Origin of the sequence: Collinsella sp. AF15-51, assembly GCF_003462845.1 — a bacterium.
In the GTDB taxonomy this organism is placed as follows: Bacteria; Actinomycetota; Coriobacteriia; order Coriobacteriales; family Coriobacteriaceae; genus Collinsella.
Map to the genome: position 1 here is coordinate 1 of NZ_QRYG01000014.1, position 24,455 is coordinate 24,455.

Below are 24,455 nucleotides of genomic sequence, written 5' to 3' on the forward strand. Positions count from 1 at the left end.
TTTTCCGGTTCGACGAACAGCCGATCGTGTCAAATTTGGTCTAACAGAGCCTTCTTTTTTGGGCCCATCGCGGGGGGATTCGAACCCGAAAGGGTGCGGAGCTGAGGAAACGCGAAGCGTTTTCCAGCGCAGCACGCGAGGGCCGTAGGCCCGAAGCGAAAGCGGGCGGCGTCAGCCGCACGCGACATCCCTCATCGCCCACCACTGATTTGATAGGCTCCCAGCAATGGGAGCCTTTCTTTTTTGGGCCCAGCGCATGGGATTCGAACCCGCCAGCACATCTGTCACAAAGGCCGTGGCCAAATAATGGCAAAAATGAGTACTGCTACTTTGCTTGCAACATATAAACAGATAGTGTTTGCTTAGGTTACGCAACATATGTCCATTATAAGGACTAACAGTCAGATCAAAATCGTGTATTCATCGCCATTTCGACTTGCCATCTGGCCTTATTAGTCCAAAATTGCTGCTACCAAATCGGTAACAGTACTCATATTTGATGTTTTTTGACCAGCAGGTCTCCCTGCCTTAGCAAATCTAAGGCAAAACGGGCTCCAGACCGCTGAATCATGCCGCATAGGGCACGTCCGCAGTCCGGAACTCGGTCCAAATTGAGTTATTGCGCCGCGTTAGCCCAAAACACCCGACAGGATCTCGATCAGACTGTCCACGTCGGCTTCCTCGCAGACGAGTGGTGGCAGGAAACGCAGCGTATGCGCGCCCGTAGCGTTGATCACGGCACCGGCGGCCAGCGCGCGGGCAACAACACCATGCGCGTCGCCCGCGGCATCATCCAAATCACAGCCGAGCATCAAGCCGCGACCACGTACCTCGGTCACGTGCGGCAGCTTGGCGAGCTTTGCCTCCATATAGGCACCCACCTTGGCAGCATGCTCGGCATAATCGCCACGCACAAGCGCGGAGAGCGTCGCGGCACACGCCGCGATGGCCAAGCAGCTACCGCCAAAGGTCGAGCCGTGGTCGCCCGGCTTAAACACGTCGGCAATCTCCTTCTTCGCCACGACGGCACCCATGGGCACGCCATCAGCAATGCCCTTGGCAAGGCTCATGATGTCGGGCTCCACGCCATAGGTCTGGAACGCAAACGGCTTGCCGGAGCGGAAGATGCCGCACTGGACCTCGTCGGCGATAAGCACGGCGCCCACTTCGTGTGCCAGGTCGCGCGCCGTAGCCATAAACTCCTCGGTCATGGGATGCACACCGCTCTCACCCTGGATCGGCTCGAGCATCACGGCACAAATTTCGCTCCCCAGCTGCTTAAAGATCGCACGCAGCTCATCCACATCGTTGGGCGTGCAGGCCACAAAGCCACCCGGCAGCGGGCGGAAGCTGTCCTGCAGCCAATCCTGCATGGTGGCGGCAATGGTCTCGAGCGTACGGCCGTGGAAGCCGCCGCGCATGCACACGATGGTGTTGCCGCCATTACCGGCACGCTTGGCGTACAGGCGCGCGAGCTTCATCGAGCCCTCGTTGGCCTCGGCGCCAGAGTTGGCAAAGAAGGTCTCCCAAACCTGCTCATCCGCAGCCGGGGCACCAAGAGCAGCTGCCGTGGTCTCATCGCCGGCGGCAATGGCATCGGCAAGCACGCGCGCACCATCTACGTCGTCGTTAGCAAGCTTGGACAGCAGCGCCGCGACCTGTCCGCGCTGCTCAATGTAGAAGTAATTGGAGACATGCATGAGCTTTTTGGTCTGTGCCTCGAGCGCCGAGAGCACAGCCGGGTCGCCATGACCTAGGCTGCACACGCCGATGCCGGCAAGAAAGTCGAGGTACTCACGGCCATCGTCGCCGGTGAGCTTCATGCCGTGACCCTCGACAAACTCGACCGGAGAGCGGCCAAAGGTATGCATAACGTAATGGGATTCAAGCGATTGCTGAGCTGCAAGTGACATGGGATGCCTTTCGTTGAGCGCCGGACGGCGCAGGCCTATGGGTGTAGGAATGGGGCGGCTGAGGGTCAGCTAGACCGTCTGAAGCTTCTCGACCTCGTCAAGATTCTCGGTCAGACGCGCAGCAAACGTCGAAAGCGGATGCGGATGCGTATCGAACTCGTAAGCCGTCTCGGTGGAATGGATCACGGTACCGACGCCGGCATCGGTCAGCAGCTCCAGCAGCAGCGAATGCGGCGTGGTGCCGTTGATGATGTGAGCGCGAAATACGCCGCCGGCAAGCGCATCGACGGCCGCGCGCAGCTTGGGAATCATGCCCTTATCGACCTCGCCGCCGTAGAGCATTTCGTTAACCTCGTCGAGTGTTAGGTTGGAGATGAGTGAGTCTTTATCGCTAAAGTCCTTGTACAGGCCGTCGACGTCGGTCAAAAAGATCGCCTTGTGCGCGTGGAGCGCTGCCGCAACGGCACCGGCGGCGGTATCGGCGTTGATGTTGAAGAAACCGCCGTCCTCCCCCGCCGCGACGGTAGCGATAACGGGGATGTACTCGCTATCGAGTAAGCGCTCGATATAGTCGGTGTTAACGTGCGTCACTTTGCCCACGCGACCGAGCTCGGGGTCGAGCGGCTCGGCGATGAGCGTGCCAGCATCGCTGCCCGACACGCCCACGGCCAGGTTGCCGTGGTGGTTGATGGCGGCAACCAGCTCCTGGTTAACCTTGCCGCCCAGCACCTCGCGCACGATATCCATAGTCGCCGGCGTGGTCACGCGCTGGCCGTTCTTAAACTCGACGGGGATGTCGTAGTGGCTCAGCGCCTCGTTGATGGCCTTGCCGCCACCGTGCACGATAACAGGGCGCATGCCGATGATCTTGAGCAGCACGATGTCGCTCATCACGTCGCGGCGCAGCTGCTCATCAACCATGGCGGCTCCGCCATATTTGATAACAACCGTCTTACCGGTCAGGTTCTTAATCCACGGCAGCGCTTCGAACAGCAGCTGCGCGGTTGCTTCGTTGGATTCGTTCGAACGACAATCGCGTGCGAATTTCATAATCTGCCTCGTCTTTCGTATCGTTATCGCGCCGTGCTCCGCTGTCCGCAATCGCGGCAAGATGCGCAGCGTGCCTGGAATCTAGGAACGGTAGTCGCCGTTAATGGAGATGTACTCATGCGTGAGGTCGCAGGTCCACACGGTCGTTGCCGCGTCGCCTGCGCCCAGGTCGGCCGAGATCACGATCTCGGGCGCCTCGAAACGTCGTAGAGCCTCGTCCTCGTCAAAGGGAGCAGTCAGACCATCGCGACAGACAGGCATGCCCATCATGTCGATGGAAACGTCTTCCTGATTAAACTTCACGCCGCACTTGCCAAGCGCCATAGCAACGCGGCCCCAGTTGCAGTCGTGGCCGGCGATGCAGGTCTTAACGAGCGGCGAGTTGGCAACGGCACGGGCGGCGATATCGGCCTCCTCGTCGTTCACGGCGCCGGTAACGTTGACCGTAACAAGCTTAGATGCGCCCTCACCATCGGCGGCGATATTGCGCGCCAGGCTCTCGCACACCTCGTGCACGGCAAATGCCAACTCGTCAAAGGCATCGGAGCCCTCGACGATAGGCTCGGCATCTGCGGCAGCGGCGCCGGAGGCAAGCATGATGCAGGTGTCGTTGGTCGAGGTGTCGGAATCGACCGTTACCTTGTTAAAGGTCTGCTTGACGGTCGAGAGCAGCAGGGCATGAAGTGCCGCAGGCTCGACGGGGGCATCGGTGGTGATAACTGCGATCATGGTGGCCATGTTGGGCATGATCATACCCGAGCCCTTGCACATTCCGCCTACCGTATAGACATTGCCCGCATGACCCGCAGCCTCACTGACGTAGGATACGGCGTACTCCTTGGAGTGCGTGTCGGTCGTCATGATGGCGCGAGCGGCATCGGCGCCACCGTGGGCGGAGAGCGCCTCGTAGGCAGCAGGAATGGCGGTCTCAAACGTGTCGATCGACAGAATCTGGCCAATCACACCCGTGGAGGCAACCAGAATCTGCTGGGGCTCGCAGCCGATGACCTGCGAGGCGATGTTGCACGTCTCGCGCGCGCAGGCAAGGCCCGTCTCGCCCGTGGCGGCATTCGCGTTGCCGGAGTTGATTGAAACGCCGGCGATGATGCCATAGCCCTTGCCCACACCGCCCAGGTTGGCGCGGCTCACCTGCACAGGCGCTGCGCAAAAGCGATTGGTCGTAAACACGCCGGCACCGGGACAGGGTTTATCGGGCACGACGAGCGCGTAATCCAAGCGCTCGGGATTCTTGCGAAAACCCGCATGAATACCCGCGGCCTTAAAGCCGGCCGCTACCGTAATGCCACCCTCGACGGCACGAATCTTGATATCGAACTGCTCTGTATTCATCGTCCTTACGACTCCTTATATCAAACAAAAAACGGACATCGGTTGGTGCGCCATGCCAGTCGTGATCATGAGACCAGCTTAAGAGTGGCGCCCCACTCGATGCCCGACTACCAAATCGTTAACAATCGAATGTGCTACACCGGGCACGCCACTGTGGGCAAGCCTCGTCGCTCGTCAAAGCCAAAGACGATATTGGCGCATTGGACTGCTTGGCCCGCAGCGCCCTTGCACAGATTGTCGATGGCGCCCGTCGCCACCAGCACGCCCGCGCGCTTGTTGAGCGCGAGGCCAATCTGGGCGGCGTTGGTGCCGACGACCGAAGCCGTCTTGGGCTGCTGGCCGGCGTCGAGCACGCGCACAAAGGTGCGTCCAGCGTAGAACTGCTTGTAATAGTCGACAACATCCTCAAGAGCCAACGTGTCGAGAGCCTGCGGCGCGAGCGGCAGCGTCACCGTGGAGAGCAGACCACGCTTGAGCGGTGCCAGGTGCGGGGTAAAGACGACGCGATCGGTCAGGCCCAAGATCTGCTCGATTTCGGGCGTGTGGCGATGCTTGCCCACGCCGTATGCTTCCAAATTCTCGTCGGCGCTGCAAAAATGCGTACGAGCGTTGCAGGACTTGCCGGCACCCGTCACACCGCTGATGGCATCGACAATCACGGGGCCGTTCTCGGCCACCCAGCCCGCGCGCACGGCGGGCGCGGCGGCAAGGCTCGTTGCGGTGGGATAGCAACCGGCGCAGGCGACCAGCACGGGTTTGCCGTCGGCATGGTCGGATGCGGCGGTCTCCAAGTCCTGGCAGAACAGCTCGGGCAGACCGAAGGCACGGGTCTTGAGCAGCTCGGGGCTCGTATGCTCGGCGGCATACCAAGCCTCAAAAACGGACGCGTCGTTCAGACGGTAGTCGGCCGAAAGATCAAAGCAGGAGACGCCCGATGCAAGCAGCGCGGGCACCTGTGCCATGGCAGCCGTGTGCGGCACGGCCAAAAAGACCGCGTCGCAGTTCTTGAGCTCAGGGGCATCATGCGTCGTAAAGACAAGATCGCTTACGCCGGTGAAGCTCGGGTGCACCGCAGACAACGGCTGGCCGGCATCGGCGTTGGACGTAATGGCAGCAAGTTCAAACTCGGGATGACCGAGGACGAGGCGAATGAGCTCGGCTCCGGCATATCCAGCCGCGCCGACGATTCCAACCTTCAAAGACATATCAGACTCCTTGTCTGCGATTTATGCACCGATGCGCATTTCGCAGCAGTCGTTATGAAGTGAGTTGAAACTTTAGCACCAAAAGATGCATTAATACGTAAATGGCTTGCATATTCATGCATTGAAACATTCCCGACACATTCGCTTGAAGGAATTGACAAATGGAGCGGGCCCCGTATTGACCGGCGCTCCTAACGGCGCCGGGCAATACGGGGCCCGCCCATGCGAAAACCAAGTTGTTAGGATGAGCCAGCTGGCTAGAGCTCGACCGGCACCCATTCGTCGTGATTGCAGATAAAAGCCTCGGGATCCTCGACGCTAAAGAAGACGAGCGTGGGGTCGTTAGGCCCCTCATAGTGCTCGCCCAGGCGCTCTAGATGCTTCCACCCAGCTTCGCGCATTTCGCCTAAAGCCCGGTCATCCAAGCCGGCACGCCCGCGCAAGATGAGCCAGCCATGGCCCGGCCACCAACTCGTGGCCTCAAAGCGCTGGTTTTGCAGCAGCTCTTGCCACACATCTTTGGTGCGCGCTGTTACAAACCACAGCTTGCCATCCTGGATCTGCGCAAACGAAAACGGACGCACATGAGGCTGTCCGTCAACGCTCGTCGCCAAATACCATGCCGGCACCGACGTCAGATACTCCAACACCGTATTCAATCCGTCCATGTGTCCTCCTGGCGCTAGCTAATTCGGAACGGGTAGTTAATTTGAGACGCTCTAGAGCTCCAGGCGCTCCTCGCTGCCGTCGATATCACAGAAGCGCGCGGCAATGTTGCGGACCGAAAAGAAAGCAAGGCGGCCGTCGTTGGCACTCTCGTGTTCCTCGCCGATGCCCACCATGTGCTTAAAACCCGCTTGACGCACCTTGTCGCTCGCAACCGCGTCGTCCTCAAGTGCGGCCTCGCCGGTCAACACGATCCAACATTCCCCCGGCTTCCAGCCCGAGAGCTCAAACTTGGGATTCGCACTCAGCTCCGCCCACACATCCTTGTCGCGCGACGTGCAAAACCACAGCTTACCGTCATCGACCATGGCAAACGAAAACGGCCTCACGCGAGGCTGATGCCCGTCGGTCACATCGGTCGTGGCCAGACACCACGCCGGAATGCGCCTGAGATACGAACAGGCGCGCTCAAGCTGAGCCGTGCGGTCGTTGTCGGTCATAGGGACCCCTTTCTTGCGCTCGAATCGCGCCTAAACAAGTTGAAGGTTGACGACGATGACACACGCAAACAGCAGCATCGTCACAACCGCAGCCAGCGCATCCCCGCGGCGAAATGCAAGCGCATGCAGACGCGTGCGGCCCTGCTCGCCGTGATAGCAGCGTGCATCCATGGCGGCAGACAACGTCTCGGCATGACGGAACACGCCCGTGAACAGTGGAATCGCCACACTGCCGAGCATACGCACGCCGCCGAGCGGGCCACCCGTTACGCGTGCACCGCGGCTTGCCTGCGCGTCCGCCGTCTGCTTCATCTCGGTGGCAAACTGCGGCATAAAGCGCAACGCGATGCCCATGATCATGCCGAGCTCATGCGCAGGGAGCCCCACGCGCGCAAACGGTGCGAGCAGACGCTCAAAGCCCGCGGTGAGGTCGAGCGTAGGCGTGGTGAGCGTAATGGCGCTCATGCCGGCCATCATCAGGGTCAGGCGACACGCCATAAAGGCGGCAGAACGCAGTGAGCCCTCGCTTATCTGCAGAAAGCCGAGCTGCCACAGGATGCGCCCACTCTGATCGGTAAACAAGTTGAGCACCGCGACCACGACGACGATTGCCAGCAGCGGCGCCATCGACGACAGAACGCGACGAGCCGGCACCAGGGACACGGCATAGATCAGCACGACGAAAATTGCGACAGGAGCCAGTCCGCGGAAGCCGCCGACGGTCAGCGTCGTGATTAAAAACACAAAGCCCAGGAGCAGCTTGGTGCGCGGATCCAGGCGATGGATCGCACTATCGCTCGGATAGTAGCTGCCAAACGAAAACGCCTCCATTAGCAGCCCTCCTCTCGCGCGACCGTCTTGGATTTAGCAATGTCCGCGACGTTAGAAGGACCGTCTGAGCGACCGATCAGCAAATCTGCCAGCTCGTCGGCCAGCGACTCAACCGTATAGAGCCCGCTGCAACGCAGCGGCACGCCCGCCTCCGCGAGCGCCAACGCCATGCGCTGGGCGGCGGGAACGCCCAAGCCGATCGACTTGAGCTCATCGGCATGTGCAAACACCTGCGCGGGGGTTCCCTCGGCAAACACCGCACCTTCGTTCATCACGACGATGCGGTCGCAGCAGTTGGCCAGGTCATCCATACTATGCGAAACCATGACAACGGTCAGGCCATCGCGGTGAAGTCGATCGATAAGCTCAAGGAAATCCCTGCGCGCAGCCGGATCGAGCCCCGCCATGGGTTCATCGAGCACCAGGACTTCGGGCTCCATGGCGAGCACACCGGCGAATGCCACACGCCGTTGCTGACCGCCCGAAAGCTCAAAGGGACTCTTGTCGCCGACCGTGGAAAGGTCGAGGCCCACGCGCGAGAGCGACGACTCGACGCGACGGTCGACTTCATCTTGCGGCAAGCCAAGGTTGTGCGGGCCAAACGCCACGTCCTGCGTCACGGTTTCGGCAAACAGCTGACGCTCGGGATATTGAAATACCACGCCGACCTTGGCCTTAACCGCAGCGGCGTCTTTCTTGTTTGATAGGTCGAGCCCCAGCGCGCGAACGGATCCCTCCTGGGGGCGAATCAAACCGTTGAGATGCTGGACCAGCGTCGACTTACCCGAACCGGTATGACCTGCCAAGCCCAGGAACTCGCCGCGACGCACCGTCAGCGATACATCGCGCAGCGCCCAGGGGCTGTTTGGATCGTTGCCCCAAAGAGCCTGTTTGCTCGATGCGTCCGCAGTGGCCGAGCGCTTGTGCCAGCGGCGACGCTCGCGAGCGCTCAGCGAGTAACTATACGAGAGGTGGGAAATCTCGATAACGGGCTCCGAAACATTTGTCTCGTCGGTCTCGGAGGAGGCATTGTCGGGCACGCGAGCATCGGGCACGGAAGGCCGCTCCGTGGCGCCCGCCACATTTCGCTCAACATAAGCCTGCGCAATCTCGGCGACCATATCCGCCTCGCGCACCTGTGCACAAACGGGCACGCCCCTCGCAGATAGTGCCCTGCCCAGACAGCACGACGCCGGCATATCCAGGTTGAGCTGCGCGAGTTCGTCCGCCCGCGTCAAGATTTCCTCGGGCGTGCCCAACACGGCAACGCGCCCCGCCCGAAATACCGCGACACGATCGGCCTCGGAGGCCTCTTCCATAAAGTGCGTAATCATCACGATGGTCATGCCGCGATCGTGCAACGCGTGGCAAGCCTTCATGAGGCCCTTGCGTCCACGCGGATCGAGCATCGAGGACGCCTCGTCCAAGATGAGCACGCGCGGTTCCATGGCGAGCACGCCGGCAAGCGCCACGCGCTGCTTTTGGCCGCCCGAAAGCGCATGGGTCTCGTGGCGCTCAAAGCCCACCAGCCCCACGCCCTTCAGCGCCTCGCGTACACGCTGCGCAATTTGTGCCGATGGCACGCCAAGGTTTTCGGGGCCAAACGCAACGTCATCTTCGACAAGCGTTGCCACCAGCTGGTCATCGGGATTTTGGAATACCATGCCCGCGGTCGAACGAATGTCGTAGACCAGCTCGGGGTCGGACGCATCCATACCGTTGATGCGTACCGTGCCCGCATCAGGCTGCAACAGTGCATTCAGATGCTTGGCAAACGTCGACTTGCCCGACCCATTGCCACCGAGGATGCAGAAAAACTCCCCGTCCTCGATGTTCAGATCGACACCGTCGAGTGCCGACACGGCACCGTCATAGCTAAAGGAAACGCCCCGACACTCAATCATGCGCGGCCTTTGACCTGGTCCTTTTTAGGCGTGATGAGGTTGGAGACTGCCTTGTACACTGCAAGCGTCAATACCGAGTTAAGCACGGTCTTGATAAGGTTGAACGGCAGCACGGCAGGAATCATGAGCGGGGCGATCACATCGACCGAGCCATACCAGAACCATACGCCAATGGTAAGGTTAGCGACCATAGACAGCGCCGTAGCGGCAATGACACCGAACACTAGGCCAATCACGGCACCCTTATAGGTATGCATCTTCTGGTACACGATAGCCGCGGGCAGAATGTAGCCCAGCGTAGCCACCAGGTTCATAAGTGCGCCGACCCAATCGCCCGTGGTAAGCGCATGGATAACAATCGCCATAGCGGCAACAGCAGTACCGGCGCCAGGACCATACGCAAAACCGCACACCATCGCCGGCACCAGCGACGGGTCATACGTCAAAAACGGCGCCGAAGGAAGGATGGGCAGCTGCACATACATAAACAGGGCGCCCAAGGCGCACATCAGCGCCATGGTAACGAGCTGTTTGGTGCTCCACCTATTCGTGTTCTCAAAATGGATATGCTGCGACTGTTCAGACATAAGATCACCTGCCTCTTTCATCCGGACTCTAACCGTTGGTACTGGAATCTCACCAGTTCAGCCGGCATGCGAACCAACACACGCTCGGGTCGCGGACTCATCGGCTCGGTCGCAGACGCCTCGCCTGCTCCGCGGCACCCCTTTGGCACCGCCCGATTTACCGCCAGTGGGGAATTCCACCCCGCCCTGAAACAGCACTTGCAAGTGTAGCACGAGCAATCGTTCGCGCAAGTATGCCGAGGGTAATTTGTGGTGGGGGAAACGCTCTAGAAATGCGGCCGGGACAGAGCAGCGCGACAATAACGTACCCGCCCATCCCAAAGTGCTGCGCTTTTCGCGGCAAAGCCGCGAAACAGCAAAAGGGAAAAGCCACCGCAACAACCACGTTCCCCATCCATCCCAAAGTAGCGCGCCTTTCGCGCAAAGCGCGAAACAGCGAAGGGGACACGTATCCCTATCGACCACGTCCTTCTCCGCCCGCCGACCTCAAGGCCGTAAACGCAGGGAATCCGGGGGCGTGACGGGGGCTTCTCTCCGGAACATTCCGCAGGACGCAGAGAGGCTCCGCAGCGCGAAGCGCGATGCGGAGCCTCTTTGCATGTCCGAGGACGTTCCGGAGAGAAGCCCCCGTCACGCCCCCGGATTCCCAGTGGGAGTTCTAGACCTTGTCGGCCTTAGTACATACCGCCGCCCTGCTGACCAGCGGTAGCAGCAGCGATAGCGTCCTCAAGCTGAGTGTTCTTGGGCACATCGGAGACGGTGGCCTCGGTGATGAGAATCAGGCTGGCGACAGAAGCAGCGTTCTGCAGGGTGACGCGGCTGACCTTGACGGGGTCGAGGACGCCCATCTCAATCATGTCGCCCCACTCGCCGTTGGCAGAGTTGAGACCCTGGCCGGCGGGCAGCTCGGCAACCTTGTCGACCACGACAGCGCCCTCAAAACCAGCGTTCTTGGCGATGGTAGCGACCGGAGCGGTCAGAGCCTTCTTGACGATATCGACGCCAATCTTCTCCTCGGGGTCGTCGATCTCGACAGCATCGAGCGCAGGAGCAGCGTCCATGAAGGCGACGCCACCGCCGGCGACGATGCCCTCCTCGACAGCAGCGCGGGTAGCCTGCAGGGCATCCTCAACGCGGTGCTTGATCTCCTTGAGCTCGGACTCGGTAGCAGCGCCGACCTTGATGACGGCAACGCCACCGGAGAGCTTGGCCAGGCGCTCCTGGAGCTTCTCACGGTCGAAGTCAGAGGTGGTGTTCTCCATCTCGCCCTTGATCTGAGCGATGCGGGCGTCGATGGCCTCCTTGGAGCCAGCGCCGCCGACGACGACGGTGTTGTCCTTGGAGATGGTGACGGACTTAGCGGTACCGAGCATATCAGCGGTGATGTCAGCGACCTTCACGCCCAGCTCGTCCAGAGCAGCCTGGCCACCGGTGAGGACGGCGATGTCCTCCAGGATGCGCTTGCGGCGATCGCCGTAGCCCGGGGCCTTGACGGCGCAGACGTTGAGGGCGCCACGGATCTTGTTGAGGACGAGGGTCGGCAGAGCCTCGCCATCGATGTCCTCAGCGATGATGAGCAGGCCACGGCCAGCGCGCTGGACAGCCTCGAGAACAGGCATGATGTCCTGGACGCTGGAGATCTTCTGGTCGGTGATGAGGATGTACGGATCCTTCATCACGGCCTCCATGCGGTCGTTATCCGTGACGAAGTAAGCGGAGACATAGCCCTTGTCGAACTGCATGCCCTCGACGGTGTCGATGGTGATGTCGAACGTCTGGGAATCCTCGACGGTGATGACGCCATCCTTGCCCACGACCTCCATGGCCTCGGCGATCTTCTCGCCGACCTCGGGGTCACCGGCGGAGATGGTACCGACGGAAGCAATCTGCTCCTTGGTCTCGACCGGCTTGGCCTGCTTCTTCATCTCGGCGACGGCGGCGTTGACGGCCTTGTCGATGCCGCGACGGATGGCCAGCGGGTTGGCGCCAGCGGCGACGTTGCGCAGACCGTCGTTGACGATGGCTTGAGCGAGCAGGGTTGCGGTGGTGGTGCCGTCACCCACGGTGTCGTTGGTCTTGGTGGCGACCTCCTTCACCAGCTGAGCGCCCATGTTCTCGATGTTGTCCTCGAGCTCGATCTCCTTGGCGACAGAAACGCCGTCGTTGGTGATGGTCGGAGCACCGAACGTGCGCTGCAGCGCAACGTAGCGGCCCTTGGGGCCCATGGTGACGGTAACGGCGTCGGCCAGAGTGTTGACGCCCTTGGCAAGCTTAGCGCGGGCATCGGTGTTGAACGTAATGTTCTTTGCCATGGTAGGTAATCCTCCAAAAGAAATGTGACTCGCGTCGCCGCTTCCGAGTCCTATGCGGCGGGCGCGTTCAAAGACGAATCAGAGATTCTGACGAGACTAGGCCTCGACGACAGCGTAGATGTCGTCGGCGCGCATCAGCAGATACTTCTCGCCGTCGACCTTGACCTCGTTGCCACCGAACTTACCATAGATGACAACGTCACCGACCTTGACGTCCATGGGGATGCGCTCACCCTTGTCGTTGACCTTGCCGGCGCCAACGGCAACGATGGTGCCGCGCTGCGGCTTCTCCTGGGCGTTGCTGGCGATATACAGACCAGAAGCGGTCTTCTGCTCGGCCTCGTCGGGCTTGACCAGAACACGATCTGCAAGCGGCTTCAAAGACGACATGCTTGTTTCCTCCTTTTTGGGCCGCGCGGTTATGCCGCGCGAATTAACCCTTTTTGTTTGCGTACGCGTTGAATGGTACCCACGAATGGCGGGTTATACAACACGGAGTCAAAAAATCTTATTTTTTGGCACTTAGATTTTCTGAATGCCGGGGGATAACTTAGCGATGCCTCCCGTGTGGCTCCGGAGGGGCGGGGCATAAGGTTTCCTGCTCGGGCAGTCCTGCTCGCACGAAGGCCACATTAAGTGGCCTTCGGCTCGTGCGGAACTCGCGATAAACCTTATGCCCCGCCCCTCCGGAGCCACACGGGAGGCAGGTTAACTAATTCGGGCCCGGCATTCAGAAAAGTCAGTGCAGCAAAATGGCGATGCGGATAGCGACATGTGCATGGTTTTCGCTGCGCGCACGGGTCCCCTGGGGAGCACCGTGCATTTTTGGGAGTATTCAGCAGACTAGGACGGCTGCATACGTGCCGGACACACCATATTGGTCCCAAGGACGCCTTCGGCCGGCGATTTTGGTCGGCAGGCAAACCCCGTCAGGACAGAAAGGCATGCCTCACGCCGCACCGGAGCACAAAATGACGTCAATCTCTGCAACGTTACTCAGCCGCAGCGGCACAGGCAGAGCTCGCGGTGCTGAATACTCCGTTTTTTGCACGGCGCGGACGGGGGTACATCAGGATCCGGAAGAACATCCCAGCCTTTTTATGCAATTCGTAATGGAAAGTATGCAAAACACCTAGAGATAGCATTGCTGCTGTCCAAATTGGGCGCGGGGCGGCGGCGCCTCCGCCCCGCGCCCAAATCAAGCAGGGCGGGGACGCTCCTAACGAACCCCCCATTTGCAAACAAACGCGGCTCGAGCGCCATCCCAAAATAAGCTGCCCGAGCCGCGTTTAACGGTAAGACATGAATACTTAGCGCTCGTAGATCAGGTTGCCGGCTAGGTAGGTGGCTTGGACTTTGGTGGCTTGGAGTTCTTGGGGGTCGATGGTGAGTGGGTTTTGGTCCAGGACTACCAGGTCGGCGTATTTGCCGGGTTCTAGGCTGCCGAGGTTTTGCTCGTCGCCCGCTGCATAAGCGCTGCCCAGGGTGTAGTTGCGCAGAGCCGTTGCCGCATCGATACGCTCGCTCGGCAGCCAACCGCCCTCGGGCCAGTGGCTGCGGGGGTCTTGGCGGGTGATAGCCGTGTAGAGCACGTTCATGCTGGTAACGGCTGTGATGGGGCTATCGGTGCCGAAGGCTTGGCGGATGCCGCGCTGCTTATAGGTCGCAAACGGCCACATGATGCGGCCACGCTCCAAGCCCAGGTCGCGCTCCGGACCACCCGGGTCGAGTGTGATATGACAGGGCTGGCTCGAGGCAATGACGTTGAGTTTGCGCAGACGATCGATGTCCTCGGGCAGCAGATTCTCCAAATGCTCAAGCGTATTATGGCCGTGCTGGGGCAAGCCGTAGAGCTCTGCCGCCTCCTCAAAGATATCGAGTGCGGCATGGATGGCGCCGTCGCCGATAACGTGGATGCGCACGGTGTGGCCGCGCTCGGCTGCCGCCAGGACCAGCTTGCGCATGCGCTCGACGGGAACCGTCAGGCGACCTTGATCGCCCGGGAAGCGCGGGTTGGTATAGGGATCGGTGAGATAGGCCGTGTGTTCGCTCGAGACGCCGTCGAAGAACTGCTTAAAACCAGGCGCCGAGAGCAGCGCGTTGTTCGCGTAGCGGGTCTGCAGTTCTTCTAAGCGCGATTGGTCATCCAGCAACGTGGGGAACAGATGGGCACGGATGCCCAGTTTGCCAGCTGCCTGCAGTTTGTCGTAGACGTCATCGCGGATAAAATCGCAGCCCGGCATGGGCATGAGCGACATATCGCATATCGAGGTGATGCCCTGCTCGGCCATCCGCCTCATTTGATCGGCGTAAGCGCTTGCGATGCGATCCTCGCCCAGCCACTCAAGGCAGCGCGGTAGCAGCTGCATAGCAGCTGCCTCGTGAGCAATGCCCGTGAGCTCGCCGTTTGCGTCCTTGTCGTAGCTGCCGCCCGCCGGCGGCTCACTGTCGCGCGTGACGCCGAGCGCCTCGAGTGCACGGCTGTTGAGCCAAAGCGTGTGCCCGTCGCCCGAATACATAACGCAGGGACGATCGGGGAATGCCACATCGAGCGACGCCTTGCTAGGATGCTCGGGCGGGTCCCAACGGTAGTCGCGCCAGCCCTGCGTCACAACCCAAGCGTCATCGGGCAGGTCCTGGGAAAACTCGCGCGCATGCTGCACCAGTGCCGCCTCTGACGTGCCCATATCCATGAGCATGTACGGCGAGGAGCCGACCGAGGTATGGAAAAAGTGCAGGTGCGCGTCATGGAAACCGGGGCAGACAAACTGCTCGCCGTAGTCGATAACCGGCGTGGCGGCAGGCGCGGCGGCAATCACGTCATCGGGCGCACCGACTGCGACGATACGGTCGCCTGCGATGGCAATCGCCAGCTCGCGGGCGGTATCGATGCCGTCTTGCGCGGTAAAGACGTTCTTAGAGCGGATAATCCGATCGATATGTTGCATGGGCATCCCCATCTCTGGCAGGAAATTCAACACCCCCGAGTGTACTCCCCCGCCCTTGTAACAAAACCCCAAGCGGCAAACGGCAACTTTACCAGCCCTAGCGGCAGGTGGCATACTGGAGAGAGCCTGTACGATTTTGCGATCAACCCAGCAAGGAGCAAATCGACCATGACGAAGACCAAGGCACAGCAGATTATGGCGGCGACCGAGGCTCGCGCGGCTGACGACGTCACCGCAGCCATCAAAGATATCGCTACCGAGTTTGAACCCTATATCATCAAGCAGCGCCGCCACTTCCATAAGCACCCGGAGCTGAGCCTTGCCGAGGAGCGCACGACTTCTGACATCGCCAACCAGCTCGACGCCATGAATATCCCCTACGAGCGTCCCCTTAAGACGGGCCTTGTGGCAACCCTTCGCGGCACCGCGCCCGACGCCTATCGCGAGGACGGCACGCCACGCCGCCGCATCCTGCTGCGCGCCGACATCGACGCCCTGCCCGTCACCGAGCAGACCGGCGAGGAGTTTGCCAGCGTCAACGAGGGCTGCATGCACGCCTGCGGCCACGACTGCCACATCGCCATGATGCTCGGCACGCTGCAAATCCTGCGCCATATGACCGACGACATCCACGGCGAAGTCCGCATCGTCTTCCAACCCAGCGAGGAAAACGGCCAGGGCGCCAAGCTCATGATCGGCACGGGCGTGCTCGACGGCGTCGATGGCGCCTACGCCGCGCACATCTGGAGTGAGGTCGACGCCGGCACCGTGAGCTGCGAGCCCGGGCCGCGCATGGCCAATACCGACTGGTTCCGCATCGACGTCCGCGGCACCTCGTGCCACGGTGCCATGCCCCAGCGCGGTCACGACGCCGTTATGGTTGCCGCCGAGATCGTCAACGCTCTGCAGACCATCGTTTCGCGCGAGATCAGTCCCTACGAGCCGGCCGTCATTACCGTCGGCGAGCTGCACGGCGGCACCGCGCGCAACGTTATCGCCGGCACGGCCTACCTCGCCGGCACGGTGCGCACCTACGGCGATTCGACCCACGAGGAAATGCCGGAGCTCATGCGCCGCATCGTGGAGCATACCGCGGCCGCCTTGGGCGCCGAGGCAAAGCTCACCGACTACACCATCGCCAACTACAAGGTCGAAAACGATGCCGCCTCGAGCGAGCGCTGCCGCCAGGCAGTAATCAAATGCTTGGGCCCCACCGGCCAAGGCCATTACCGCGGCACGCTTTCGGGCGAGGATTTTTCGGAGTACCTGCGCCGCGTACCGGGCGTGCTCGCCTTTGTAGGTACGCGCAACCCCAAGATTGGCGCCACGTACGCCCAACATTCCTGCTTCTACAAGATCGACGAGACTGTGCTGGCAAAGGGCTCCATGGTGGCCGCCCAGTATGCCATCGACTTTTTGGCCGAGCCCACACAAGAGGAGCTCGACGGCCCCGCGATCACCGCGGTCGCCGAAACCAACCCCGACCTGGCCGCCAAGTTGCGCTCTGCCAAGGCAACGACCGCCGAGGCTCGCGACGCCATCCATGACGCCCGCACGGCACGCCATGCCGCGATCAAGGGCATCCACGATGCACGTGCCGCCGCTCGCCGCGAGGAGAAGCGCGGCGAGTAGTCGATTCGCGGCCATCTCGCAGTCATAGCCACATCGCGATATCAAAGCGGGGGCGGACGTTTCGACACGTCCTCCCCCGCTCATTTGTCAAGCGCTATTTCTACCGTTTCTACCCCGTCCCCAAATGGCAGGTGGCAGGGTTACTCGTCCTGCGGGTCCTCGTCGGAGCTTGGCGCAGGCTCGGGCTCAGGCACGGGCACGGGCGCGGGCTCGGGCGCAGGCGCCGGCGCCGCAGCGGAATCGGATACGGGCGCTGCGTCGGCGCTAAAACCAGCCGGAGCAGACTTCTTCTCAAACGGCAGCACAAAAGTCAGGACGTCGTCCTTGTCCTCGTCGGCCCACTCGCTTGCGTAGCGCGCAACCCAATAGTCAACGGCACGATGCTTGAGCATCTTGCCAAAGACCGTAAGGAATACCGTGACAAACGCCGTCAGCACCAAGAACAATACGAGCGTGATGCCACCGCCGGTAACAAGCGCCTCAATAGCCGAAGGACGGTAGTAGTAGTTATACATACCGACAGAGGCAATGGCGCCGAAGACGAGCGTCAGGATCCATGTGACAACGTTGGCGACCAGACCCGTCAAAAACTCGGGAAGGAACGAAGCGCAGAACAGCTTGGTCTTGTTGTGCTTAAACGCCGCCCAGACCTTGTCGAGCGAAAACGCGCTCTCGACACGACCGGTCACCGCAAAGTGCATCACGGCAATGTCGGCGAACATCTTAAAGAAGACCCCCAAGACCGCCGTGGCAATCATAGCCAGGACAAGCAGGCCAAGCGAGCCAAACAGCGCTGCCTCGAGTGCATAGGAGCCGTAATACGAATACGAGCCCGCGGCGCCAATTACCACGCTCTCCACCAGCGAAAGCACTACACCGATAACGGGAATGGCAGCGATAACCTCGAGCACGACCGAGATAACGCTCGAAAAGACTCCGAGGCCAAACGACGTGGAACGCATGAGTGGACGATCCATACCGCCATCAACCTTGAGCGACAGATCGCGACCCCACTCAATACCAAAGCCGGAACCACACACGCTCGCAATGCAAGCTGCCAAAAAGCCGATGGCAGCCGCAATGCCGCCAATAACGGGAATAAACAGCACGAGTACCGACACAACACAAATCAGCGCCGGTAAAAAGGCAATCTGGCACACGCGCTGCAGCACGCCCGGAGTCTTGGTCATATCCTCAAACGCCTGAGCCACACAGCCCTTGGACGCATTCGCCACGGGCGGTTGCGGAACAAACTGCTGGGGCTGACCCTGAGGGGCAGAGGCTGCGGCACCGGCATTGGGGGCACCACACGTGCCGCAGAACTTGTCGTTATCGCCCATGGGGGCGCCACACTGCGAGCAGAACATAGAATCATCCCTTCGTATCTTGAACGAATCATCTGGATCGCAAACGATGTCTTTGGCATCATTATCACCCAATGTGGGGACAAATACTCCAACATGACGCATTTGCAATGCGCAGGGCGCTATTCGATTGTTTGATGAGCTCGACCGCGTTAGTTCGTTCCGCGGAAACCCTTGCCGACGATCTCGGAGCTGTCGACAATCGTGATAAAGGCACCCGGATCGACTTCGCGCGCATAGCGGCGCAGTTGCACGGCCTCGCGACGGCTTAGCACGCTCATGATCACCGTCACGCACTTGCCCGAGAAAGCACCGTAGCCGCGGCTGATAGTCGCCGTACGGTTGAGATGCTTGACGATAAACTCCTCGACCTTAAGGGGCTCGGAGCAAATGACCGTGCAGACTTTACGCAGGTGGATGCTCTCGATGGCTTTGTCGACCACAAGCGTCTTGGCAAACAGGCCGAGCACGCAATACAGACCGACGCGCGGGCCGTACAAGAAGGCCGCGATGGTCACGATGCCGATATCGACCAGCAGCAGCGCACGGCCGATCTCAAGCGTCGTGCGGCGTTTGAGAATCATGGCGAGGATGTCCGTGCCGCCCGTCGAGGCACCAATATCAAAGACGATGGCGCTGCCGAGCGCCGGCAGAATCACGGCAAAGCACAGGTCGAGCCACATATCGCCCGTCATCGAGACATCGGTCGGAATAAAGAGCTCAAACAGCGAAACATAGGCGGACAGCGCAAACGAGGCAAAGACACTCCACAGGATTGCCTTGCGCTCCAAAAAGATAAAGCCCAGAACGACCAGGACCGCATTGATAATCCACATAAAGACGCCGACGGGCAGGGTCGGGAACAGCGTGGACAGAATGACCGACACGCCCGAGGTGCCGCCAAAAGCAAAGTGATTAGGGGTTTTAAACGCGACGATGGCAAAGGCAGTGAGGATCAGGCCCAAATTGAGCTCGGCAAAAAAGCGCGGAAAGCCCGGCTCCTGGCTGCGCTTGCGACCAGCGCGCTCGCCCCGCTCGATAACATCGCGATCGACCACGCGCTCCATCGGCACTACGGGAGGACGATGCACCTCCTCGGCAGCACGCGACGCCGCCTCTGCCGCAGCGGCCTCAATTGCCCATGCCTTGCTTTCTGTTTCGTGCTCGTCGGCCATTACGGCAACCCCTCGTTAACAATTTGGAAACAATGCGCCCATTAGAGTAACGCGGAACGTGGGGATTGCAACCCTTAGTTAGACGAGCGGTATAACTATATCGGGAGCGTACAAAAACGGCCGGCCACGCTTTTGCTTGCGCGGTCGGCCGTTTAATGTTTTCGCAGATAAAACCTGCCAAAACAAACCTGTCCCCTTTTGAAAGGTTATTCGTGCTGGCTGGTGCGGTGCTCGTACTCCTCGGGGGTGATGACATCCTCGATGCGCAGGTTGACGCCCGCCACCTCAAGGCCGGTCATCGCGGCAAGGCGCTCGGTGACACGTGCCTTGACATCGTCGAAAATCGCGGGCGCATAGGCGCCGTACTCGATGATGACGGAGATGTTGACGACCACGCGATTGTCATCGGTGACCTCGACCGTCACGCCCTTGGTCAGATTCTCGGCACCAAACTGCTCCTGCACAAAGTGCATGAGGTTACCCTTCATGCCCAGAACGTGCGGAACCTCGCGAGTGGCCATGGCAACGATCTTCTCGATCACGCCGTTGGAATAGGTCAGCGAGTCCTCGGACTCGTCTGCTTCCTCGTCGTCCTCATCCGTATCGGACTCGGCCTCGACGAGAGCCTCGTCCTCGAGCGTCACATCCTCAGCTTCGGCGACGACCGCCTCGTTCTCCTCGAGCTCGGTATCGGCTACATCGACCTTCGTATTAAAAGCCATGGTTCCTCCTTATGCCTGCCGCGGATGCGACAGTCGAATACATATTAGCGGCCGCTAAACAGACGGCCGAAGAAGTTGACGATCCCGTTCTCGCCGTCGCGAATTTGACCGATCACAGCGCCGATCAGCACGAAGAATGCAATGACGAGCGTATCCCACAGGCCGAGCGTGAGCACCAACACGGCGAGGATAAAGCCGGCGACGGCACCGAGCGTGGTGTTGGGATGACGCACAGCATAGCTCCAGATGGCAGCGCCCGTACCCTTGATGAGACCCATAGCCTCGTCAAAATCCGCGGCTGCCGCGTCTTGTAACTCGGTTGCCTCTGCTTTGGAATCAACAGGTTCGCTCGCCGGCGTAGCGCTCTGGTCAATCGTCAGGCGCGGCGTACGAGCGGTCTTATCTTGATTGGTATCAATCACCGGAAACCTCCACGGTCTGGACGGTAGTCTTGGACGGCAAAAAACGGACACGCGCGGTCGTACCCGGCGTGCCGAGCATGGTGTCGCAGGCCTTCTCGATGCGCTGCTGCATCGAGGTGGCAAGAGCGGCAACGTCCTTATCATCGAGCGCGATGGCCTCGACCTTAAAACGGACGTGCGAATCGTCGGAGCCTTGGACGCGGGCCTCGATATGCTCAACCATCACGCGGTCGTCGCGCTCGGCAGCAGCCCTGGCGCACGAAGAAAGCGCCGCAAGGGTAACCTCGATATTGCGCTCCCCCGCCGGATGCACGCAGGACGGCTCGCGACGGGCGAACATCAGGCGGAAAAAGCTCAGCAGTACGCCAAGCGCCACGACGCCGGCGCACACCGTCACGACGATGCGCGGCATGGGGTCGCGCATCAGCAACATAAAGCGATACGTATACGGCCCCCAAAACTGGCAGACAAGTGTACCCAGCGCCACGATGGTGGCGGCAAGGTACACGATTGCTAGGGCTCGTTTGAGTACGCGCACGCGGCGCTCCCTTCAAATCTCGGCTCTCGAAATGCAGAACGGTTCGCATCATTATAAAAGAGCCGGGTCCGGTGCTCTACGCACGCGGATCCGGCTCATCTATTCCACGAGGCTTGCATGCTCGCTTCATTATGCCCAGATATGCACGGCTCAATCCGTGCTGGCGCTACTCCTCCTCGAGGGCAGCGATGACCTCGTCGGTCATGTCCATGGTGCTGTAGACGTCCTGGACGTCGTCGAGCTCCTCAAGACGGTCGATGAGGCGCTGGACCTTCTTGGCGTCGGTACCAGAGACCTCGGTCGGGGTGGTCGGGACCATGGTGGTCTCGGAACCCTTGACCTGGACGCCCTGCTCCTCGAGCGCCTTGGAGACAGCCATGACGTCGTTGGCAGCAGTCCAGACGATCCACTCCTCGCCGGCATCCTCGTAGTCCTCGCCACCGGCCTCGGCGATGGCCATCATGAACTCATCCTCGTCACCGGCAGCACCGTTGGCGATCATGGTCTCCTTCTTGGCGTTCTCGTCCAGGATCTCCTTGGCGACGACGATCTGGCCCTTGCGCTCAAATTGGAAGGCGACGGAGCCGGAGGTGCCCAGGTTGCCACCAGCGTGGGAGAAGGCGGAACGGACATCAGCGGCGGTACGGTTGCGGTTGTCGGTCAGGCAGTCGACGTAGACGGCAACACCGGCGGGACCGTAGCCCTCGTACACGATGTTCTCGTAGACGGCGGCGTCAGCACCCGAACCAAAAGCCTTGTCGATAGCGGACTTGATCTTGTCCTTAGGCATGGACTGAGCCTTGGCCTTGGCAACGGCGGCGGCGAGGCTGGCGTTGTTCTCGGGCAGCGGGTCGCCGCCGAGACGGGCAGCAACGGTGATGTTGCGGCTGAGCTTGGAGAAGAGGGCGGAACGCTTGGCGTCCTGCGCGCCCTTACGATGCTTGGTTGTGGCCCACTTAGAGTGTCCGGACATACGTGTCTCCTATCGGTTTCGACCTAAAGCCCAGCGCAGATGCTCGGGCAATATAAACAAACGTCGTTATGATATACCTACTGGCCTGCAAGATAAACCCCAAAATGAAGGCGTCGTGATGATGGCCCCTTTGGTGCAGCAAAGAAACCTGACCCCAATGCACCAGGTTAGGACCAGAGGAAGTCACTGCGGGTGACGGTGGCGCCGATGGCGAAGGGCATGCAGGCGATGACCGGATACAGGTAGCGCATGTAGGTCGAGCCGTTGCACGGACCAATCAGGCACACGGCGAGCACGCCCAACAGCGGCACCCAGATCGCCAGCGCACGCCATGAATGACGACGCAGCAGGTAGACCACCACGGCGATCATAATCCACACATAGGTGGCCGAGCTCATGGTGAGCGAAATAAACGGGATGCGCTGCACCGCCACACGGTACAGATTGATCAGGTGGTCGCACCAGCGCACCACGTTGCTGTCAACCGGATGGAAGTCGAAGTACTTGAGGTTGTCGGGACGCGCCATGATCTCGGCACTACGCGCCGTGCTGTAGACCCAGGCATCGCGCGCGCTCGGATAAAAGTAGCCGTAATAGTTATTGATGAGCGCCGAGATATAGCACTCGGGATCCTTTTTGAACATCTGCGCCCAGACCTCAAAATAGGCCTTGATGTCCTCCTGCGAGGCGTACTCGTTAAAGCAGTTCTTGACGGCATCCGACTTATCCGGGTTGTAACGGCGGCCCAGATTCTCGTACTTGAGCACCCGGTCGATCACGGCGCGCTCCTCGTCGGTCACCAAGCCGTCGCAAGGAGCCTCCACGATGGTGCCGTCCTCCTTTACCGTGGGGTTGACGCCCGAGTTGAGGCCGTCGTGCTTTTGGACGAAACGAGCCGTCTGTTGGAACGGAATCGAGAGGATTTCGCGCTTGGAACCAGGCGTGATGTCGTGCGTCGGCATAAAGACCTTGGTGAAGTACATATTAGAGGCAAGGCAGAGTGCGAGCACCGCGAGGACGCCAACCCAGCGGAAGCGCGGCGTGGCGCATGAGACCGCGGTGCCCGTCTGCTTAGCCGCACGACGGGCGACATGTACATCCCATGCGCAAAACGCCGCCGCAATCACGCAGGCCGCCAACGGAAAGACCAGACCGCCATTGCGCAAAAACGTGGAACCCATGGCAGCCAGCGCAAGCAACAGCCAGTCGTGGCGCGCAAAGAGCACGGGGGCTTTCTCGCCCGCCCGCTCGACATTGGCATCACGACGGGGCAAGCCACATGCCACGAGCTTGACGGTCTGTACCAGCAGCACCAAAAACGCGTCGGCAAAGAGCACGTCTTTGGTGAGCAGGGCCGCGTAGTTAGAGAACATCGGCATAAACGCAAAGAACAGCAGGATCGTACCGCGAACCGGCAGGCTCACGCCCAGTTTGCGCAGCGACGAAATGGAATAGGCCATGCAGGCAGCCGTGATGACAAATTGAGCGCAGGTATAGATGATGAGGCCCGCGTTAGCGCTGCTGAACAGCGAAAGCCCCAGTTGAACGCACGAGCCGATAATGGCCGTGTGCACGACCGGGTGATGCCCGTTGAGCAGGACATTGGGGTTGAGTAGGCGCAGGTAGTCGCTCGTGCCGTTGGGATAGTTGAACCACTGGCGAATCTGCGCACCCGTATCTCCCATAAAAAGGCCGGGCAGCGAAGCGATGAGCGTGGGCGCCCAGGCGATCATAAGCACCAGGAAGGGCCCGGCAAAGGGATGGGCCGAGAGCACGGCGTGAGCCACACGCCATACGCGGCCAAAGTGCGCTTCGGAAAACGGAATGCGCCGAGAGCTCAGCCAATCTAGACACTCAAAAGCCAGGTAGAAGGCAACGATCGCCAAGAGCATCCAGCCCGCGCCGCCAATCCAGGCACAGATGATGCGGGCCTTGTCGCCAAGAACAATCTCGGCCGAGTCGGTGAGGTCGTAGCTGCGGCCGAACACCATGCAGATGGCGAAAAACAGCGACGGCAGAATGATCGACGGGCGCCAGGTGTCGCCACGGCCAAAGAATACGTAGCGAAACGGCAGCGTGAGCAGGCAGGCAAGCGCAAGCAGCATGACCGCGTCGGTATGGCCGGCAAACGAGAGGAGCACCTCGTAGCACACGTACAGCATGCCCGAGGCTTTGGGGTCAATCGCCAAGACTGCGTTGCTCGACACCGGGGCGGGATCGATGGAAAACGCCGTGGTCGCCAACAGCGCGAGCAGAAATGCGATGAGCGTCTGCTTGGCGGGGTAGCGCTTAAACCAGACGATGCGGGCCGCGTCGCGCGCAGCCGTTGTGGAGAGATCGGAATCCTTCACAGTCCGAAAGCC

Annotated in this window: 20 protein-coding genes and 1 riboswitch; of the genes, 1 reads left to right on the forward strand and 19 read right to left on the reverse strand. The window is 60.6% G+C overall.

Annotated elements, in window-relative coordinates; translation table 11 throughout:
* Positions 1–629 precede the first annotated feature (629 nt).
* The 12 genes from DWW51_RS07345 to DWW51_RS07400 form a co-directional block, all read right to left on the reverse strand.
* Positions 630–1,913 carry an aminotransferase class III-fold pyridoxal phosphate-dependent enzyme gene (locus DWW51_RS07345; RefSeq protein WP_117745772.1) on the reverse strand — a complete coding sequence of 428 codons (1,284 nt, stop codon included), beginning with the start codon at positions 1,911–1,913 and terminating at the stop codon, positions 630–632.
* Between the two features lie 69 nt (positions 1,914–1,982).
* On the reverse strand, positions 1,983–2,963 hold the full coding sequence (argB, locus tag DWW51_RS07350) for an acetylglutamate kinase (protein WP_117648252.1): 981 nt from the start codon (positions 2,961–2,963) through the stop codon (positions 1,983–1,985).
* Positions 2,964–3,044: 81 nt separating this feature from the next.
* A complete protein-coding gene (argJ, locus tag DWW51_RS07355) occupies positions 3,045–4,313 on the reverse strand; it encodes a bifunctional glutamate N-acetyltransferase/amino-acid acetyltransferase ArgJ (RefSeq protein WP_117774043.1) in 1,269 nt (422 codons plus the stop codon).
* 134 nt (positions 4,314–4,447) lie between these two features.
* Entirely contained in the window at positions 4,448–5,518 is a 1,071-nt protein-coding gene (argC, locus tag DWW51_RS07360) for an N-acetyl-gamma-glutamyl-phosphate reductase (RefSeq protein WP_117774044.1), read from the reverse strand.
* 257 nt (positions 5,519–5,775) lie between these two features.
* Positions 5,776–6,186, reverse strand: a complete 411-nt coding sequence (locus DWW51_RS07365; protein ID WP_117637582.1) for a pyridoxamine 5'-phosphate oxidase family protein — start codon at positions 6,184–6,186, stop codon at positions 5,776–5,778.
* Between the two features lie 51 nt (positions 6,187–6,237).
* A complete protein-coding gene (locus tag DWW51_RS07370) occupies positions 6,238–6,684 on the reverse strand; it encodes a pyridoxamine 5'-phosphate oxidase family protein (RefSeq protein ID WP_117774045.1) in 447 nt (148 codons plus the stop codon).
* 30 nt (positions 6,685–6,714) lie between these two features.
* Positions 6,715–7,515, reverse strand: a complete 801-nt coding sequence (locus DWW51_RS07375; RefSeq protein WP_117774046.1) for an energy-coupling factor transporter transmembrane protein EcfT — start codon at positions 7,513–7,515, stop codon at positions 6,715–6,717.
* Complete coding sequence (locus DWW51_RS07380; protein ID WP_117774047.1) at positions 7,515–9,419, reverse strand: energy-coupling factor transporter ATPase; 1,905 nt, start codon at positions 9,417–9,419, stop codon at positions 7,515–7,517. The genes DWW51_RS07375 and DWW51_RS07380 overlap by 1 nt, the downstream gene beginning before the upstream one ends.
* Positions 9,416–10,006, reverse strand: a complete 591-nt coding sequence (locus DWW51_RS07385) for an ECF transporter S component (protein WP_117563816.1) — start codon at positions 10,004–10,006, stop codon at positions 9,416–9,418. Before DWW51_RS07385 ends, DWW51_RS07380 begins: the two co-directional genes overlap by 4 nt.
* Positions 10,007–10,011: 5 nt before the next feature.
* Positions 10,012–10,204, reverse strand: a riboswitch (FMN riboswitch).
* A 476-nt stretch (positions 10,205–10,680) separates the two neighbouring features.
* Entirely contained in the window at positions 10,681–12,318 is a 1,638-nt protein-coding gene (gene groL / locus DWW51_RS07390; RefSeq protein ID WP_006234938.1) for a chaperonin GroEL, read from the reverse strand.
* Positions 12,319–12,414: 96 nt separating this feature from the next.
* Entirely contained in the window at positions 12,415–12,708 is a 294-nt protein-coding gene (gene groES, locus DWW51_RS07395; RefSeq protein WP_022094351.1) for a co-chaperone GroES, read from the reverse strand.
* A 920-nt stretch (positions 12,709–13,628) separates the two neighbouring features.
* Positions 13,629–15,266 (reverse strand): amidohydrolase, encoded by a 1,638-nt coding sequence (locus DWW51_RS07400; protein WP_231501601.1) that lies wholly within the window; start codon positions 15,264–15,266, stop codon positions 13,629–13,631.
* Between the two features lie 168 nt (positions 15,267–15,434).
* Between DWW51_RS07400 and DWW51_RS07405 the strand changes: the two genes are divergently transcribed.
* A complete protein-coding gene (locus tag DWW51_RS07405; protein ID WP_117774048.1) occupies positions 15,435–16,898 on the forward strand; it encodes a M20 family metallopeptidase in 1,464 nt (487 codons plus the stop codon).
* Between the two features lie 140 nt (positions 16,899–17,038).
* Here DWW51_RS07405 and DWW51_RS07410 read toward each other — a convergent pair whose 3' ends face one another.
* The 7 genes from DWW51_RS07410 to DWW51_RS07435 all read right to left on the reverse strand — a co-directional run bounded on the left by DWW51_RS07410 (position 17,039) and on the right by DWW51_RS07435 (position 24,443).
* On the reverse strand, positions 17,039–18,265 hold the full coding sequence (locus DWW51_RS07410) for a zinc-ribbon domain-containing protein (protein ID WP_197032212.1): 1,227 nt from the start codon (positions 18,263–18,265) through the stop codon (positions 17,039–17,041).
* Between the two features lie 149 nt (positions 18,266–18,414).
* Positions 18,415–19,437, reverse strand: a complete 1,023-nt coding sequence (locus DWW51_RS07415; protein ID WP_117584120.1) for a YitT family protein — start codon at positions 19,435–19,437, stop codon at positions 18,415–18,417.
* Between the two features lie 206 nt (positions 19,438–19,643).
* The gene (locus DWW51_RS07420; protein ID WP_055251999.1) at positions 19,644–20,159 is read right to left on the reverse strand and encodes an Asp23/Gls24 family envelope stress response protein; all 516 of its coding nucleotides are present in this window, start codon (positions 20,157–20,159) and stop codon (positions 19,644–19,646) included.
* Positions 20,160–20,203: 44 nt separating this feature from the next.
* Entirely contained in the window at positions 20,204–20,581 is a 378-nt protein-coding gene (locus DWW51_RS07425) for a DUF2273 domain-containing protein (protein ID WP_231501602.1), read from the reverse strand.
* Positions 20,574–21,119: an alkaline shock response membrane anchor protein AmaP gene (locus DWW51_RS10390; RefSeq protein ID WP_231501603.1), complete on the reverse strand. Its 546-nt coding sequence runs from the start codon at positions 21,117–21,119 to the stop codon at positions 20,574–20,576. Before DWW51_RS10390 ends, DWW51_RS07425 begins: the two co-directional genes overlap by 8 nt.
* Before the next feature lie 166 nt (positions 21,120–21,285).
* Positions 21,286–22,092: a YebC/PmpR family DNA-binding transcriptional regulator gene (locus tag DWW51_RS07430; RefSeq protein ID WP_055251993.1), complete on the reverse strand. Its 807-nt coding sequence runs from the start codon at positions 22,090–22,092 to the stop codon at positions 21,286–21,288.
* A 167-nt stretch (positions 22,093–22,259) separates the two neighbouring features.
* Entirely contained in the window at positions 22,260–24,443 is a 2,184-nt protein-coding gene (locus DWW51_RS07435) for a DUF6020 family protein (protein ID WP_231501604.1), read from the reverse strand.
* Between the last annotated feature and the right edge of the window lie 12 nt (positions 24,444–24,455).

Bases quoted from the DNA above. Each gene is read 5' to 3' on its own strand.
- DWW51_RS07345 (WP_117745772.1), bottom strand. From the start codon at position 1,913: ATGTCACTTGCAGCTCAGCAATCGCTTGAATCCCATTACGTTATGCAT.
- argB (WP_117648252.1), bottom strand. From the start codon at position 2,963: ATGAAATTCGCACGCGATTGTCGTTCGAACGAATCCAACGAAGCAACC.
- argJ (WP_117774043.1), bottom strand. From the start codon at position 4,313: ATGAATACAGAGCAGTTCGATATCAAGATTCGTGCCGTCGAGGGTGGC.
- argC (WP_117774044.1), bottom strand. From the start codon at position 5,518: ATGTCTTTGAAGGTTGGAATCGTCGGCGCGGCTGGATATGCCGGAGCC.
- DWW51_RS07365 (WP_117637582.1), bottom strand. From the start codon at position 6,186: ATGGACGGATTGAATACGGTGTTGGAGTATCTGACGTCGGTGCCGGCA.
- DWW51_RS07370 (WP_117774045.1), bottom strand. From the start codon at position 6,684: ATGACCGACAACGACCGCACGGCTCAGCTTGAGCGCGCCTGTTCGTAT.
- DWW51_RS07375 (WP_117774046.1), bottom strand. From the start codon at position 7,515: ATGGAGGCGTTTTCGTTTGGCAGCTACTATCCGAGCGATAGTGCGATC.
- DWW51_RS07380 (WP_117774047.1), bottom strand. From the start codon at position 9,419: ATGATTGAGTGTCGGGGCGTTTCCTTTAGCTATGACGGTGCCGTGTCG.
- DWW51_RS07385 (WP_117563816.1), bottom strand. From the start codon at position 10,006: ATGTCTGAACAGTCGCAGCATATCCATTTTGAGAACACGAATAGGTGG.
- groL (WP_006234938.1), bottom strand. From the start codon at position 12,318: ATGGCAAAGAACATTACGTTCAACACCGATGCCCGCGCTAAGCTTGCC.
- groES (WP_022094351.1), bottom strand. From the start codon at position 12,708: ATGTCGTCTTTGAAGCCGCTTGCAGATCGTGTTCTGGTCAAGCCCGAC.
- DWW51_RS07400 (WP_231501601.1), bottom strand. From the start codon at position 15,266: ATGCAACATATCGATCGGATTATCCGCTCTAAGAACGTCTTTACCGCG.
- DWW51_RS07405 (WP_117774048.1), top strand. From the start codon at position 15,435: ATGACGAAGACCAAGGCACAGCAGATTATGGCGGCGACCGAGGCTCGC.
- DWW51_RS07410 (WP_197032212.1), bottom strand. From the start codon at position 18,265: ATGTTCTGCTCGCAGTGTGGCGCCCCCATGGGCGATAACGACAAGTTC.
- DWW51_RS07415 (WP_117584120.1), bottom strand. From the start codon at position 19,437: ATGGCCGACGAGCACGAAACAGAAAGCAAGGCATGGGCAATTGAGGCC.
- DWW51_RS07420 (WP_055251999.1), bottom strand. From the start codon at position 20,159: ATGGCTTTTAATACGAAGGTCGATGTAGCCGATACCGAGCTCGAGGAG.
- DWW51_RS07430 (WP_055251993.1), bottom strand. From the start codon at position 22,092: ATGTCCGGACACTCTAAGTGGGCCACAACCAAGCATCGTAAGGGCGCG.